Genomic DNA, 12,973 nt, shown 5'->3' with positions numbered 1-12,973 from the left:
GACACATCCATGAAGAAAATCGGCAACACCCTGGTACCGCGCAATCCGTTCGCGGTCGCGGCCGGTCAGCGCAAGGCCGGCGCGCATGAAAAGACCGAAAAGGTCAGGCGGCGCGATGCAAAACAGGCACTGCGGCAAGCGGTGCAAGCCATGAAAAAGGGCGGGGATGTTTTCCCGCCCTTCTCTTTTGCCTGAAGTCCCAGCGGCTATCTGCGCTGGACGATGGCACTCCCCCCGCCGTGGCGCTTGGGCTCGCTGACCGCCGTGACGCTGCCGTCGTCATTGAAGCCGATCGCATTCGCGGCGCCGATCTGGTCGCTCTCGTCCCACACATGACCATAGGCCTCCAGTGCGCGGGCTTCGTCGCTGCCGATGAAACGGAGCAGCGATTCGACCTCCACCTTGTCACGATTGCGTTGCGACATCCGTGGCGCGGCCACCGCATCGGCCAGCGGCATGCCAAGGTCGACGTGGTTGAAAATCGTCTGCAGTACTGTCGTGATGATGGTCGAACCACCCGGCGAGCCCAGCGTGAACGCCGGCTTACCGTCCTTGAACACGATGGTCGGGCTCATGCTCGAACGCGGACGCTTGCCGGCTTCGGGTACGTTCGGCGCCGGGCCGCTGAAGTCGAAGTCGGTCATTTCGTTGTTGAGCAGGAAACCGTAACCGGGCACGACGATGCCGCTGCCGCCCCAGTCCTCGATCGTGAAGGTGTAGGCAACGATATTGCCCTGCTTGTCGCTGACCGTCAGGTGGGTGGTGTGGGCCGGTTCGGGCGCGCGCTTGGGCGCCGGGCGCAACGGCACCGACGGGTCCTGCTGGAAGGCGAAGGGATCGCCTTGCGTCACCGGGCCGCGGTCCCGCTTCGGATCGATCAGCTTGGCGCGCTCTCGGGCGAAATCCTTGGCAATCAGCCCGGCCACCGGCACGTCGACATACTCGGCGTCGGCGACATAGGCATTGCGGTCGGCAAAGGCCAGCCGACTGGCCTCGAGATACAGGTGCTGCGCCTGAACGCGCGTCATGCGTGAAAAGTCGAACGTTTCGAGAATGTTCAGCGCCTCGGCAATCGCAATCCCGCCCGACGACGGCGGCGGCATGCCGTAGACCTCGTAGCCGCGGTAGGTCGAGACGATGGGCTGCCGGAACCGTGCTTCGTAGTCCTGCAGATCGGCCAGCGTCATCGCCCCGGCCATCACCCTGGTACCGCTGGTCGCCGGCGGCAGATTGACCGCATCGACGACGGCCTGCGCGATCGGGCCTTCGTAGAAAGCGTTGACGCCGCCCTTCGCAATGGCGCGATAAGTCCGCGCCATGTCCGGATTCCTGAACGGCGTACCGACCGGCAACGCCTTGCCGTCCTTGAGGTAGAGCTTGCTGGTCGAACTGAAGCGGGCGAACTTGGCCTCGTTCAGCCGGGTGATGCGGTTGAAGTTCGGTTCGATCCTGAACCCCTGTTCGGCAATACGGATCGCCGGCTTGAGGACCTGGGCAAAACTCATCGTGCCATAGCGACGCAAGGCCTCGTCCCAGCCGCGTACCGTGCCGGGAACGCCGACGGCGATGCCGTTGGGCACCACGTCGTCCCACTCGAGCGCCTTGCCGTTCTTCTGGAACACCGTCGGGCTGAACGAGCGCGGCGCCGACTCGCGGTGATCGATGGTAATCACCCGCTTGTCCCTGGCCGAGTAAATCATCATGAAACCGCCGCCGCCGACACCGCAGCTGAACGGATCGGTCACACCCAGGGCTGCGGCAGCGGCAACGGCGGCATCGACCGCATTGCCGCCGGCATTGAGGATCTCCATCGCGGCCTTGCTGGCCGGATCGGAAATCGTCGCGACCGCGCCGCCATGACCGGTTGCCACCGGCTGCCTGGCCAGCGCGGTAAGCGCCGCCATCATCAGAATACTGCCGAGCCATCCCCTGTGCTTCATGCTGCGCCTCCGCAAAACGGTGGTTCATGCTAGCAGCAGGCTGACTGGACGTTTTATAGCCGCTTACCCGTACGGCAGGTGATGCGACCCACAACCGGAAGCACGCCAATCTGCTAAGGTAGCGCGCTGCCCAGCCCTAAACGGATATCCCAGATGCGCCTGATCACCGCCCTGCTGCTTGCTTTCGCACTGACCGCCTGCTCCAAGGTCACCAGCGAGAACTACCAGAAAATCACCACCGGCATGCAACGCGAGGACGTCGTGAAACTGCTGGGCGATCCCAAAAGCACCGACGGCGGCAGCGTGTTCGGGATCAGCGGCGAAAGCGCGACCTGGCAAGGTGGCGATACGACGATTGCCATCCAGTTCATCAATGGCAAGGTCATGACCAAGAATCTCGAAAAAAAATAAGCCGGCGTCACGACGCCGGCTTGCGTGCAGTACATCGGGTTCAGCGCGGGTAGGCCGCGTCGCGGATCTCGCGCAGGCCGATCAGCTTGAAGCCACGCTCGGCGATGGCATCGCGGAACAGCGGATCGGCAAACAGTGCCCGGTCACCGGTACGGACCCGCCAGTCGGCGGCAATCGCGCGCAGCTCCGGTGTATCGTCGGCCGGGTGACCGACCAGGCAATGCACGCCCGCTTCGAGTGTATCGAGCCACTTCAATGCCCAGCTGCGCCGCTCTTCCAGCTCGAAGGCCTCGTCGAACGGCAGCGCATTGAAGCTGTCGATCAGCACCGTTTCGCCAGCAGCTTCGCGTACCGTGAGTTGTTCATGCATCGTTTGGGCCACCGCCGGATCAAGCACGCACCATTCGGCGATGTCGGCCGCGCTCCAGCGCGGAATCAGCGGCGGCAAGCGGTACTGGTGCGCCAGATCAAGGTAGACCGGCAGCAGCGCCGGGCTGAACATCGTCAGCATGTGCGAATCGAGGTGGGTCAGCTCGACGCCGGCGGCAATCGCCCTGTCGATCTGCGCGGTGAGTTCGGTCCGGACCGCGTCAACGCGGGCGTGTTCGTGCGTCGGTTTGGCCAGCGGATGGAAATAGCCTTCCGGCCCGGTCAATCCGTCCTCGGGCGTCGTACGCGTGATCGGTCCCCAGCGGTAGTGGTCCCATTCGCAGTTCAGCGTCAGATGCACGCCCAGGTCGGCCCGCTGACCAAGCGGCTTGGCAGCCAGCGCCGTTGACGGAAACCAGCTGCAGGCCGGCATCGACGACGCCGACGTCATCAGGCCGAACTCGACGAGGCTGGCCCAGGCCGACACCGTGGCCTGGCACATGCCGATATCGTCGGCGTGCAGGATCAACACACGGGCATCGGCATCGAAACCGAGTTTTTGCTGCAAGGTCATGGCGGGACTCCTGAATGCGGAACGGTGCGGGCAGTATGCGCGCGTCGGCCTGCCAAATCAGTGCGGCGGATTCAACTGGGCAAGGCGTGCCAAGCCACCGGTTCGGTCTTGCCCAGCAGCTCGCGGAGCAGGGACTGCAGCCGGCCGAGATCGACCGGCTTGGGCAGGAAGGCATTCATGCCGGCATCGCGGCACATCTGCTCGCTGTCCTGATTGGCATTGGCGGTCAGCGCGATGATCGGCCAGTGCCGGCTGACCGGATCGGCACGCAAACGCCGGGTGGCCTCGATGCCGTCCATCACCGGCATCTGCCAGTCCATCAGCACCAGATCAAACCGCTGGCTCGCGGCCAGCTTGAGCGCCTCGGCGCCGTTGGCGGCAATCGCCACCTCGTGGCCGAGCCGGTTCAGGAACACTTCGATCACCCGCTGGTTCACCGGGCTGTCCTCGGCCAGCAGGATGCGTCGCAACGGCATCGGCTCGGGCTGCAGGCTCAGCGGCCGCGCTTCCAGCATCAGCGGATGCACCAGCAGCGCGTAGAGCTGGCGGATGAGCACCCCGTAACCGATGACCGGTTTCTTCAGTCTGCGCTCGCCGGGCCGGGCGACGACCCCGGCGCTCCAGCACAGCAGCAATCGATGTTTGTCGGCCGGAATATCCGTTGCATAGGCCTCGTCGGCGATGACCAGCTGCGCCGAGTGCGGATCGACCCACTCGACGCCACAGTCGCACAGGAAGGCTTCGATATTGCGGCGATAGGTACTCGGGCCGAGCCAGGCAAAGCGCCGGCCTGCCAGAAAAGCGGTATCGGCACCGGCCGGCAGCCAGTTCGCTCCCCAGCCGCTGGCGTGGCTGGAGACATTGGCAGGCAAGGTGAACCAGAACGACGAACCGGCACCGGGCACCGTATGCACGCCGATCCGCCCGCCCATCAGCTCGACCAGCAGCTTGCTGATCGCCAGCCCCAGCCCGGTCCCGCCATGCCGCCTCGTCGACCCGGACTCGGCCTGGAAAAAGCGCTGGAACAGCGACGACTGCTTGTCGCTGGCGATACCCTGACCGGTGTCGGTGACGACCACCCGCAGCTCGCCCTCCTCGCCGGTCGACAACTGCACGCTCACCTGGCCCCGGTCGGTGAACTTGAGCGCATTGCCGATCAGGTTCACCAGCACCTGCTTGAAGCGGACCGCATCGCCCAGATACCCGGGATCGGCGACCTGCTTGACGTCGAGCAGCAGATCGAGCCGCTTCTCGGCCGCGCGCGCCGCCAGCATGGTGCAGACCTCGGCGGTGACGACCCTCAGGTCGAAGGGTCTGGACTCGAGCGTGAACTTGCCCGATTCGATTTTCGAATAGTCGAGCAGGTCGTTGATCAGGGACATCAGCGTATCGCCCGACTGTGCGATGGTCTCGACGAAATCGCGCTGATCGAGCGTCAGGGGCGTATCGCCCAGCAGTTGCAGGAAGCCGAGCATGCCGTTGAGCGGCGTGCGGATTTCATGGCTGATCGTCGCCAGAAAGGCGCTCTTGGCGTGGCTGGCCGCTTCGGCCTCGTCGCGCGCGCTGGCCAGTTCCTGCGTCTGCTGCGACAGCCGCGCGTTCAGCGCCAGCATCTCGGCCTCGACCTGCTTGTTGCCGATGAACTGCGAGACGATGGACGCGAACAGCTTGAGCACTTCGCGCTGGTAGGGCTGCAGCGGCCTGCGGCGCAGGAAGTTGTCGGCGGCGATCCAGCCGATCATCCTGTCATCGATCCACAGCCCGATCATCGCGTTCCAGCCGCGGCCGACGACGATTTTGTCGTAGTACAGCGCCGCATCCTCGTTGACGACCACCTCGCCGGGACGGCGCCGGCTTTCGTCGAGCATTTTGTGCTGCGGCAAGGGGCTGATGAACCAGCGCTCGTCGATCACCTCGCCGTTGTTGTCGGTGCCGTAGGTACCGCGCATTTCGTTGCGCTCGTCGTTCGCCTCGAAAATCGCCATCCGGTCAATGTCGAGTTCGGCCAGCCCCAGCGTCACCGCGCGGTGGTACAGCGCATCCAGATCCGGCGCTTCGGCCAGTCGCAAGGTCACCTGATGCAGCCGCTGCAGCAGGCCGCGGTAATCCTCGGCCCGCGCGAGGCTGGCTTGCAGCCTGCCGGTCATTTCGTCGAGCGAACGGCTCTGGCCGTCGAGCACCGTCGTCCAGCGCTCGGCGACCAGCGCCGCCAGCGCCTCGCACTCGCGGCGGAACGAGGCCGAACCGACGAGCCCTTCGGTCGGCGCCAGCGACGTGAACTCGACATAGAGCACACAAGCCAGCCGCCCCTGCGATACCAGCGGCAGCAGCAGGCGGTAGCGGTGCTGGCCGTTGCAGCTTGTGTCGTCCCAGATTTCCGCCGCCTGATAATCAATCGGGCGGATCGAGATTTCCGGTTTGTTCAGCTGCCACTCGAGTTCATCGACCGGCAGTCCGAAGAAACTTTCGGGCAATTGCGGCTCGGCAAACGACAGCGCACGCTGGCCGGCCACCGCCTGCGCATGGACGCGCGGCTCGCCGACGTCGGGCAGGATCAGGAAAACGCGGGACGCATCGAACGCGTTCAGGGTGGCGTCGACGACGGCAAGCGAAAACAGCTCCCAGCTGTCTGCCTGAACGAGTGCATCAAACTGAAGATATGATTTTCGACTCATTGCTTACATACGCACAAAGTTATCGCCGAGTCATCATAAACAAGCCACGCCAGACGGCCGCGCCGTTTGTGTACGGGCAGGTATAATCGGCGGTTTTCCTGCCATTTACGCAACATGTCGCATCCCACTGCCCGCATCGAATCACTCGACCACGAAGGTCATGGCATCGCGCACGTCGATGGCAAGACGATTTTCATCGACGGCGCCCTGCCGTTCGAAACGGTCAGCTTCCAGAGTTACCGCAAGAAGCCCAACTTCGAAAACGCCCAGGCGCTCGAGATCCACAACGAGAGCTTCATGCGCACCACGCCGAAATGCCCGCACTTCGGCGTCTGCGGCGGCTGTTCGATCCAGCACATGGAGTTCGGTGCACAGGTCGCCGCCAAGCAGCGCATTCTCGAGGACAACCTCGAGCGCATCGGCCATGTCGACGCCGAGACCAGCCTGCCGCCGATCTACGGCACGGCCTGGGGCTACCGCCACCGCGCCCGCCTGTCGGTACGCCATGTTGCCAAGAAGGGCGGCGTGCTGGTCGGTTTCCACGAAAAGCGCTCGCGCTACATCGCCGACATGACCGAGTGCCACGTGCTGGTACCGCATGTCGCGAAGCAGTTGCCGGCACTGCGTGACCTCGTCGCCAAGCTGTCGATCGTCACGCAGATGCCGCAGATCGAAGTCGCCGTCGGCGAGAACGTCACCGTGCTGGTGTTCCGCAATATGGTCGACATCACGGCCGACGACGAAGCGCACTTCAAGGCCTACGCCGATCAGTGGAACGTGCAGATCTGGCTGCAGCCGAAGGGCCCGGACACCGCCTACCCGCTGTATCCGAAAAATGCGCCGATGCTCAGCTACACGCTGCCCGAGTACGGCATCGAAATGCCGTTCAAGCCGACCGAGTTCACCCAGGTCAACCACGCGGTCAACCGCGTGATGGTCGAGCGCGCGATCAATATGCTGGATCCGCAGCCGGGCGAAGTGATCGCCGACATGTTCTGCGGCCTCGGCAACTTCACGCTGCCGATCGCCCGCCGCGGCGCCAAGGTGCTCGGCATGGAAGGCAGCAAGCAGCTGGTCGAGCGCGCGTTCGAGGGCGCGCGCCACAACCAGCTCGATCACATGACCGACTTCGCCGTCGCCAACCTGTTCGAGATGACCGAAGAATGGCTGACCAAGCTCGGCCGCTTCGACAAGATGCTGATCGACCCGCCGCGCGACGGCGCCATCGATCTGGTCAAGGCCATCAGCGCCGAGCACGGCCCGAAGCGCATCGTCTATGTCTCCTGTAGTCCGTCGACCCTGGCGCGCGACGCCAACGTGCTCGTCAACGTCAAGGGCTACACGCTCAAGGCCGCCGGCGTCATCAACATGTTCCCGCACACCGCGCACGTCGAATCGATCGCCTGGTTCGAAAAGACCGGCCCGGGGATGAGCCGCGAGGAAGTCGCCGCGATGGAAGCGGCCGAAGCCGCGCTGCGCGAAGCGGTGAAGGCCGAACAGAAGGCCGCCGCCGAACTCGCGAAGGCCAAGCGCGCCGCGAAGGAAGCCGAGCTGGCCGAAGCCCGCGCCGCCAAGCTGATCGAGAAGGAAGCGCGCCGCGCGCATTACCTCGCCAACCGCGTGGTGCCGGACGGCGAATCACAGTAAGGCGTCACCGGAAACGACAATGCCCGCATCGCGGGCATTGTCGTTTCCGGCCATGGCAACATTACCCCGCAGCGTATCGCCGTCAGCGATATGCTGACCTCATCCAGTCAACGACGGACCAGGGAGAGCGTCCAATGAACCGCTACCAACTGCTCGACGAAGCGAAGGCGGCACGGCTGAAAGCCTACGCACCGTATTCTCGTTTCCTTGTCGGTGCCGCCGTGCTGACTCACGACGGCCGGGTATTTCATGGCTGCAATATCGAGAACGCCGTGTACGGCCTGTGCCTCTGTGCCGAACGCAGCGCGCTGGCTGCGGCCGTCGCCGCAGGCTGCCGGCCGGGCGACTTCGCGACGATCGCCGTCGTCGCCGACACCGACGGTCCGGTCGCGCCGTGTGGCGCCTGCCGGCAGGTGATGATCGAGCTCGGAACACCGTCGCTCGAAGTCGTGCTGACCAATCTGCGCGGCGAAACCGACGTCACCACTGCCGGCGCCTTGCTGCCCGGCGCCTTCCATCTCGATCCGAATGGCAGCGGCGAACAGGATGACGTGGTGATCTGACCGTCGTCGTTGCTACAGTCGCTGCGTGCGGCAACGCCGCAGCACACTCAGCGCCGACCGGCCGTGATCCGGTGCAAGGCCATTCCGATCAGCATCGCGAGTACGAAGACCAGCGCCTGCGGCGCACCAGCGCTGAACGCCACGAGCGCCGGCCCCGGGCAGATGCCCGCCAGTCCCCAGCCGATACCGAACATCAGTGCACCAGCGATCAGTCTGGCGTCGATCGCCGTCGACGCCGGCAGCTGCATCGGCGCCCCAAGCAGCGATACGGTCCGGCGTTTCGCCAGACCGAAGCCGACCAGCCCGACACCGATGGCACCGGCCATCACCACGCCCAGTGACGGATCCCAGCGCCCGGCCAGATCCAGAAAGCCGGTCACCTTGGCCGGATTGGCCATCCCCGACACGATCAGCCCCAGGCCGAACAGCAAGCCGGCGAGCAATGCACTCAGATTCAGCATGTCACGCTCCGATCAGGTGACGAACGACGAACACGGTCGCGAAGCCGGCCGCCATGAAGGTCAAGGTTGCGACGAACGAGCGCGGTGACAGCCGCGACAGGCCGCAAACGCCATGGCCGCTGGTGCAGCCCGAACCGAGCCGGGAGCCGAAACCGACCAGCAGGCCGGCAACGATCAGCACGCCCCAGCTGCTGTCGAACCGCAGCCGCGGCATCGCCGCGACCAGCCGGTACGCCCATGGCGCAGCGAGCAAGCCGCCGACGAAGGCGAGCCGCCATGCCGTTTCGCCACGCTGCGGCGCCAGGAGCCCGCCAACGATGCCGCTGATGCCGGCAACCCGGCCGTTGCCCAACGCCAGCAGGCTGGCCGCCAGACCGATCAGCGCGCCACCGATCAGCGCGCTCCACGGGGTAAATGCACTCCAGTCTATGGTCATGATCGGGCCTCCTCGTTGCCGCAGAACTGCTGGTAGAGCGTGCCAATCACCGCGATCGCCGCAGCATTGGCCAAACTGTAATAGACCTGCTTGCCATCCTTGCGCGTCGTGACCAGACCGGCGCGCCGCAACACCCCCAGCTGCTGCGACAGCGTCGGCTGATGGATGTCCAGATCGGCCTCAAGCTCGCCGACATTGCGCTCGCCCTGCGACATCCGGCACAGCAGCAGCAGGCGGTCCTGATTGGCGAGTGTTTTCAGCAGATCCACTGCCTCGCTGGCGGCACTGCGCATCCGTTCGAGTTCGGGGGGGGCGGCACTCATGGTCGTCGTATCCGGTTCACCTGATGGACACATCATACCAAATAATATTATATTGTTTTATATATTATTGGACACCACTGCGAGGCAACCATGAACGACGCGCCCGGCCCGAACATCGAAGGTTTTCACGATCCGGTGACCGGCACGGTCAGCTACGTCGTCTACGACCGGATCGGCGGCCAGGCCGCGATCATCGATCCGGTTCTCGATTACGCCGCCAACGCCGGCCGCACCGGCAGCCATTCGGCACAGCGTCTGATCGACTGCCTCGTTGCCAACAAGCTCACGCTGGCGTGGATACTCGAAACCCACACCCACGCCGATCATCTGTCTGCAGCGGCATGGCTGCGCGAGCGACTGGGCGGCCGCATCGGTATCGGCGAGCAGATCGGCACCGTGCAGCAGTTTTTTGCCGCGCGCTTCAATCTCGGTAACGCCTTTCCGGCCGACGGCCGCCAGTTCGACCGGCTGTTTGCCGATGGCGGCACCTTCCGCATCGGCGAACTCGAAGCCGAGGTGCTGTTCGTACCGGGCCATACACCGGCCGACGTCGCCTACCGGATCGGCGATGCGGTCTTTGTCGGCGACACACTGTTCATGCCCGACGTCGGCACCGCCCGCTGCGACTTCCCCGGCGGCGACGCCGGCACGCTGTTCGACTCGATCCAGCGCCTGTTCGCGCTGCCGCCGCAAACCCGGCTGTTCATGTGTCACGACTACGCACCGGCAGGCAGAACACCGCGCTGGACCAGTACCGTCTCCGAACAGCGCGCGACCAACGTCCATATCGGCGGCGGCATCGACCGCGATGCCTTCGTCGCACTGCGCCGGCAACGCGACGCCATGCTCGACGTTCCGGCACTGATGCTGCCGGCCATCCAGGTCAACATCCGCGCCGGCGCCCTGCCGGAGCCGGAGCAAAACGGCACGCGGTACCTGAAAATTCCGCTCGACCCGCAATGAGGCAGGCACCGATGACCACCGCCCACCGGCGCGGAGGCCGCGCATGACCGTCGTCGTGCTCGGCCTGCTGATCGGCCTTGTGCTCGGTCTCAGCGGCGCCGGCGGCGGCATACTCGCGGTACCGGCGCTGATGGCAGGACTGGGCTGGAGCGTCCAGCAGGCTGCACCCGTGGCGCTGCTCGCCGTTGCCGGCGGCGCGGCGACCGGCGCACTCGAAGGCTTCCGCCGCGGGCTGGTGCGCTACCGCGCGGCGCTGGTGATGGCCCTGGCCGGCATCCCGCTGACCGCAGCCGGTCAGGCCGCCGCACGTCATCTGCCCCACACCGCGCTGCAAACGGCGTTTGCGCTGGTGATGCTGACCGTTGCCGGCCGGCTGCTCCTGCCAAGGCACGATGACGATCGCGCGTACCCGCCCTGCCGGGTCGACCCCGACAGCGGCCGACTGGTCTGGACGCCCGCGACTGCAGCAGCGATCACCGTCGTCGGCGCACTGGCGGGTTTCGCCACCGGCCTGCTCGGCGTCGGCGGCGGCTTCATCATCGTTCCGGCGCTGCGCCGGCTGAGCAATCTGGGCATGCACGCGATTGTTGCGACCTCGCTCTTCGTCATTGCACTGGTCGGCTGCGGCGGCATTGCCGCAGCGCTGTGGCAGGGCCGCGCGCTGCCGCTGGCCGTTGCCCTGCCCTTTCTCATCGCAACCGTCGCCGGCATGATCACCGGCCGGCGCCTGATTGCCCGCGTCAGCCCGCAGCGGGTCCAGCGCGGCTTCGCGCTGGTGCTGCTTGCCGTGGCGCTGGGCATGCTGGCCGCGACATGGTGGCCTCGCTGATACAGCCGGCTCGCTGACAGCCGTGCTTTTCAGCTACAATTTTCACCTTTACGTCCCCCGAATTCGCAGGAGAACACCTATGTCGATGGCCGACCGCGACGGCGTCATCTGGTATGACGGCAAACTGGTCCCGTGGCGCGAAGCGACCACGCACGTACTGACCCATACGCTGCACTACGGCATGGGCGTATTCGAGGGCGTACGCGCGTACGAAACCGACAAGGGCGCGGCCATCTTCCGCCTGCAGGATCACACCGACCGGCTGTTCAATTCGGCCAAGATCCTCGGCATGAACCTGCCGTTCGGCAAGGAAGAACTGAACGAAGCGCAGCTCGCCGTCGTCCGCGAGAACAAGCTGGCGTCGTGTTATCTGCGCCCGATGGCCTTCTACGGCTCGGGCAAGCTCGGCGTTGCACCGCCGGCGAACGACGTGCACATCATCGTCGCCGCCTGGCCGTGGGGCGCATATCTGGGCGCCGAAGGCATCGAGCGCGGCATCCGCGTCAAGACCTCGAGCTTCACCCGCCATCACGTCAACATCACGATGTGCAAGGCCAAGGCCAACGGCAACTACATGAACTCGATCCTCGCCAACACCGAAGCGACCCGCGACGGCTACGACGAGGCGCTGCTGCTCGACGTCGACGGCTACGTGGCCGAGGGTTCCGGCGAAAACATCTTCGTCGTGCGCAAGGGCAAGCTGTACACGCCGGACCTGACCTCGTGCCTCGACGGCATCACCCGCAACACGGTGTTCGAGATCGCGACCGAGATGGGCCTGCAGGTCATCGAAAAGCGCATCACCCGCGACGAAATCTACATCGCCGACGAAGCGTTCTTCACCGGCACTGCCGCCGAAGTGACACCGATCCGCGAACTCGACAACCGCGCCATCGGTGCCGGCACGCGCGGCCCGATCACCGCCGAAATCCAGAAGCGCTACTTCGACATCGTCCAGGGCCGCGACGCCAAACGCGCCGAATGGCTGACGCTGGCCTGATTCAGGAACACCAAGATGCAACAACACGAAAACACCCAGACCCAGATCGAAGTCACCGCACACGATCTGCCATTGCACTGCCCGATGCCGAACATGGTGTCGTGGAACTCGCATCCGCGCGTGTTCATCGACCTGAGCAAGACCGGCGAAGGCCTGTGCCCGTACTGTGGCACGCACTATCGCCTCAAGGCCGGCGAAGTGATCAAGGGCCACTAACCCGCTCGATCGAGCCGCTGCGCCTGCGCAGCTCGCTTTCGTCCGGTGCCCAGAATCCTCATGGACTTTGATGTCCATTCCGGTTTCGGCGCTTCGGGTGCAAACGATCTGCTTTGGCTCGCCGGCCCACTCGACCGGGTTTCAGAGGACGAAGCAAGGTCTGAAGCGGCGCAATGCGCCGCTTTATCTTTTTGGGGACGCATCATGCGCGTGATCGATACAAGCAACGCAGAACACTACCGCTGGGGCGATGCATGCGACGGCTGGCATCTGGTCAAGCAAACCGGACTGTCGGTGATCGAGGAGCGCGTGCCGCCCGGCGGCAGTGAAGTGCGCCATGCCCACGCCCGGGCAAGGCAGTTCTTCTACGTACTGGCCGGCGAACTGGCGATCGAGGTCGACGGCGTCACACACCGCGTCACCGCCGGGCAGGGGCTGGACATCGCCCCGACGCAGGCCCATCAGGTCTGCAATCGCGGCGACATCGACGCGCGCTTTCTTGTGGTCTCGCAACCGCCCTCGCACAATGACCGCATCCCCGCGCCCCACACCGAGAGCTGTTAACG

Annotated in this window: 15 protein-coding genes; 9 read left to right on the top strand and 6 right to left on the bottom strand. The window is 65.1% G+C overall.

Annotated features, from left to right (window positions below; all coding sequences use genetic code 11):
* Positions 1-9: 9 nt before the first annotated feature.
* On the top strand, positions 10-195 hold the full coding sequence (locus JMJ54_RS13685; protein ID WP_203539119.1) for a hypothetical protein: 186 nt from the start codon (positions 10-12) through the stop codon (positions 193-195).
* Between the two features lie 11 nt (positions 196-206).
* On the opposite strand, the gene ggt is transcribed toward JMJ54_RS13685, so the two are convergent.
* A complete protein-coding gene (gene ggt, locus JMJ54_RS13680) occupies positions 207-1,940 on the bottom strand; it encodes a gamma-glutamyltransferase (protein WP_203539118.1) in 1,734 nt (577 codons plus the stop codon).
* Positions 1,941-2,093: 153 nt separating this feature from the next.
* Between ggt and JMJ54_RS13675 the strand changes: the two genes are divergently transcribed.
* Entirely contained in the window at positions 2,094-2,351 is a 258-nt protein-coding gene (locus JMJ54_RS13675) for a DUF3862 domain-containing protein (protein WP_203539117.1), read from the top strand.
* Between the two features lie 40 nt (positions 2,352-2,391).
* On the opposite strand, the gene JMJ54_RS13670 is transcribed toward JMJ54_RS13675, so the two are convergent.
* Both JMJ54_RS13670 and JMJ54_RS13665 read right to left on the bottom strand, forming a co-directional pair.
* Positions 2,392-3,294 (bottom strand): polysaccharide deacetylase family protein, encoded by a 903-nt coding sequence (locus tag JMJ54_RS13670; RefSeq protein ID WP_203539116.1) that lies wholly within the window; start codon positions 3,292-3,294, stop codon positions 2,392-2,394.
* Between the two features lie 71 nt (positions 3,295-3,365).
* Positions 3,366-5,969, bottom strand: coding sequence for a GAF domain-containing hybrid sensor histidine kinase/response regulator (locus JMJ54_RS13665; protein WP_203539115.1), 2,604 nt, complete (start codon positions 5,967-5,969; stop codon positions 3,366-3,368).
* A 114-nt stretch (positions 5,970-6,083) separates the two neighbouring features.
* On the opposite strand from JMJ54_RS13665, the gene rlmD reads away from it, so the two are divergent.
* Complete coding sequence (rlmD, locus tag JMJ54_RS13660; protein ID WP_203539114.1) at positions 6,084-7,616, top strand: 23S rRNA (uracil(1939)-C(5))-methyltransferase RlmD; 1,533 nt, start codon at positions 6,084-6,086, stop codon at positions 7,614-7,616.
* Entirely contained in the window at positions 7,607-8,179 is a 573-nt protein-coding gene (cdd, locus tag JMJ54_RS13655) for a cytidine deaminase (RefSeq protein WP_308438010.1), read from the top strand. Before rlmD ends, cdd begins: the two co-directional genes overlap by 10 nt.
* Before the next feature lie 47 nt (positions 8,180-8,226).
* Here the strand turns inward: cdd and JMJ54_RS13650 are convergent, their stop codons facing one another.
* The 3 genes from JMJ54_RS13650 to JMJ54_RS13640 are packed head-to-tail and all read right to left on the bottom strand — an operon-like array spanning position 8,227 to position 9,399.
* Entirely contained in the window at positions 8,227-8,640 is a 414-nt protein-coding gene (locus tag JMJ54_RS13650) for a DUF6691 family protein (protein ID WP_203539112.1), read from the bottom strand.
* A gap of 1 nt (position 8,641) precedes the next feature.
* On the bottom strand, positions 8,642-9,076 hold the full coding sequence (locus JMJ54_RS13645) for a YeeE/YedE family protein (protein WP_203539111.1): 435 nt from the start codon (positions 9,074-9,076) through the stop codon (positions 8,642-8,644).
* A complete protein-coding gene (locus JMJ54_RS13640) occupies positions 9,073-9,399 on the bottom strand; it encodes an ArsR/SmtB family transcription factor (protein ID WP_203539110.1) in 327 nt (108 codons plus the stop codon). Before JMJ54_RS13640 ends, JMJ54_RS13645 begins: the two co-directional genes overlap by 4 nt.
* A gap of 90 nt (positions 9,400-9,489) precedes the next feature.
* Here JMJ54_RS13640 and JMJ54_RS13635 point away from each other — a divergent pair, with 90 nt between their 5' ends.
* From JMJ54_RS13635 to JMJ54_RS13615, 5 genes are all read left to right on the top strand, one after another.
* On the top strand, positions 9,490-10,362 hold the full coding sequence (locus tag JMJ54_RS13635; protein WP_203539109.1) for an MBL fold metallo-hydrolase: 873 nt from the start codon (positions 9,490-9,492) through the stop codon (positions 10,360-10,362).
* Positions 10,363-10,405: 43 nt separating this feature from the next.
* Entirely contained in the window at positions 10,406-11,191 is a 786-nt protein-coding gene (locus JMJ54_RS13630; RefSeq protein ID WP_203539108.1) for a sulfite exporter TauE/SafE family protein, read from the top strand.
* 79 nt (positions 11,192-11,270) lie between these two features.
* Positions 11,271-12,191 (top strand): branched-chain amino acid transaminase, encoded by a 921-nt coding sequence (locus tag JMJ54_RS13625; RefSeq protein ID WP_203539107.1) that lies wholly within the window; start codon positions 11,271-11,273, stop codon positions 12,189-12,191.
* Between the two features lie 15 nt (positions 12,192-12,206).
* Complete coding sequence (locus JMJ54_RS13620; protein ID WP_203539106.1) at positions 12,207-12,407, top strand: zinc-finger domain-containing protein; 201 nt, start codon at positions 12,207-12,209, stop codon at positions 12,405-12,407.
* Positions 12,408-12,611: 204 nt separating this feature from the next.
* Complete coding sequence (locus JMJ54_RS13615) at positions 12,612-12,971, top strand: cupin domain-containing protein (RefSeq protein WP_203539105.1); 360 nt, start codon at positions 12,612-12,614, stop codon at positions 12,969-12,971.
* Positions 12,972-12,973: the final 2 nt, after the last annotated feature.

Source organism: Jeongeupia naejangsanensis, assembly GCF_016865585.1.
Classification (GTDB): Bacteria; Pseudomonadota; Gammaproteobacteria; order Burkholderiales; family Chitinibacteraceae; genus Jeongeupia; species Jeongeupia naejangsanensis.
This window is presented reverse-complemented; position numbering and strand designations above follow the sequence as displayed.

Coding starts and splice junctions, on each gene's coding strand:
- JMJ54_RS13685 (WP_203539119.1), top strand. CDS start 10: ATGAAGAAAATCGGCAACACCCTGGTACCGCGCAATCCGTTCGCGGTC.
- ggt (WP_203539118.1), bottom strand. CDS start 1,940: ATGAAGCACAGGGGATGGCTCGGCAGTATTCTGATGATGGCGGCGCTT.
- JMJ54_RS13675 (WP_203539117.1), top strand. CDS start 2,094: ATGCGCCTGATCACCGCCCTGCTGCTTGCTTTCGCACTGACCGCCTGC.
- JMJ54_RS13670 (WP_203539116.1), bottom strand. CDS start 3,294: ATGACCTTGCAGCAAAAACTCGGTTTCGATGCCGATGCCCGTGTGTTG.
- JMJ54_RS13665 (WP_203539115.1), bottom strand. CDS start 5,969: ATGAGTCGAAAATCATATCTTCAGTTTGATGCACTCGTTCAGGCAGAC.
- rlmD (WP_203539114.1), top strand. CDS start 6,084: ATGTCGCATCCCACTGCCCGCATCGAATCACTCGACCACGAAGGTCAT.
- JMJ54_RS13650 (WP_203539112.1), bottom strand. CDS start 8,640: ATGCTGAATCTGAGTGCATTGCTCGCCGGCTTGCTGTTCGGCCTGGGG.
- JMJ54_RS13645 (WP_203539111.1), bottom strand. CDS start 9,076: ATGACCATAGACTGGAGTGCATTTACCCCGTGGAGCGCGCTGATCGGT.
- JMJ54_RS13640 (WP_203539110.1), bottom strand. CDS start 9,399: ATGAGTGCCGCCCCCCCCGAACTCGAACGGATGCGCAGTGCCGCCAGC.
- JMJ54_RS13635 (WP_203539109.1), top strand. CDS start 9,490: ATGAACGACGCGCCCGGCCCGAACATCGAAGGTTTTCACGATCCGGTG.
- JMJ54_RS13630 (WP_203539108.1), top strand. CDS start 10,406: ATGACCGTCGTCGTGCTCGGCCTGCTGATCGGCCTTGTGCTCGGTCTC.
- JMJ54_RS13625 (WP_203539107.1), top strand. CDS start 11,271: ATGTCGATGGCCGACCGCGACGGCGTCATCTGGTATGACGGCAAACTG.
- JMJ54_RS13620 (WP_203539106.1), top strand. CDS start 12,207: ATGCAACAACACGAAAACACCCAGACCCAGATCGAAGTCACCGCACAC.
- JMJ54_RS13615 (WP_203539105.1), top strand. CDS start 12,612: ATGCGCGTGATCGATACAAGCAACGCAGAACACTACCGCTGGGGCGAT.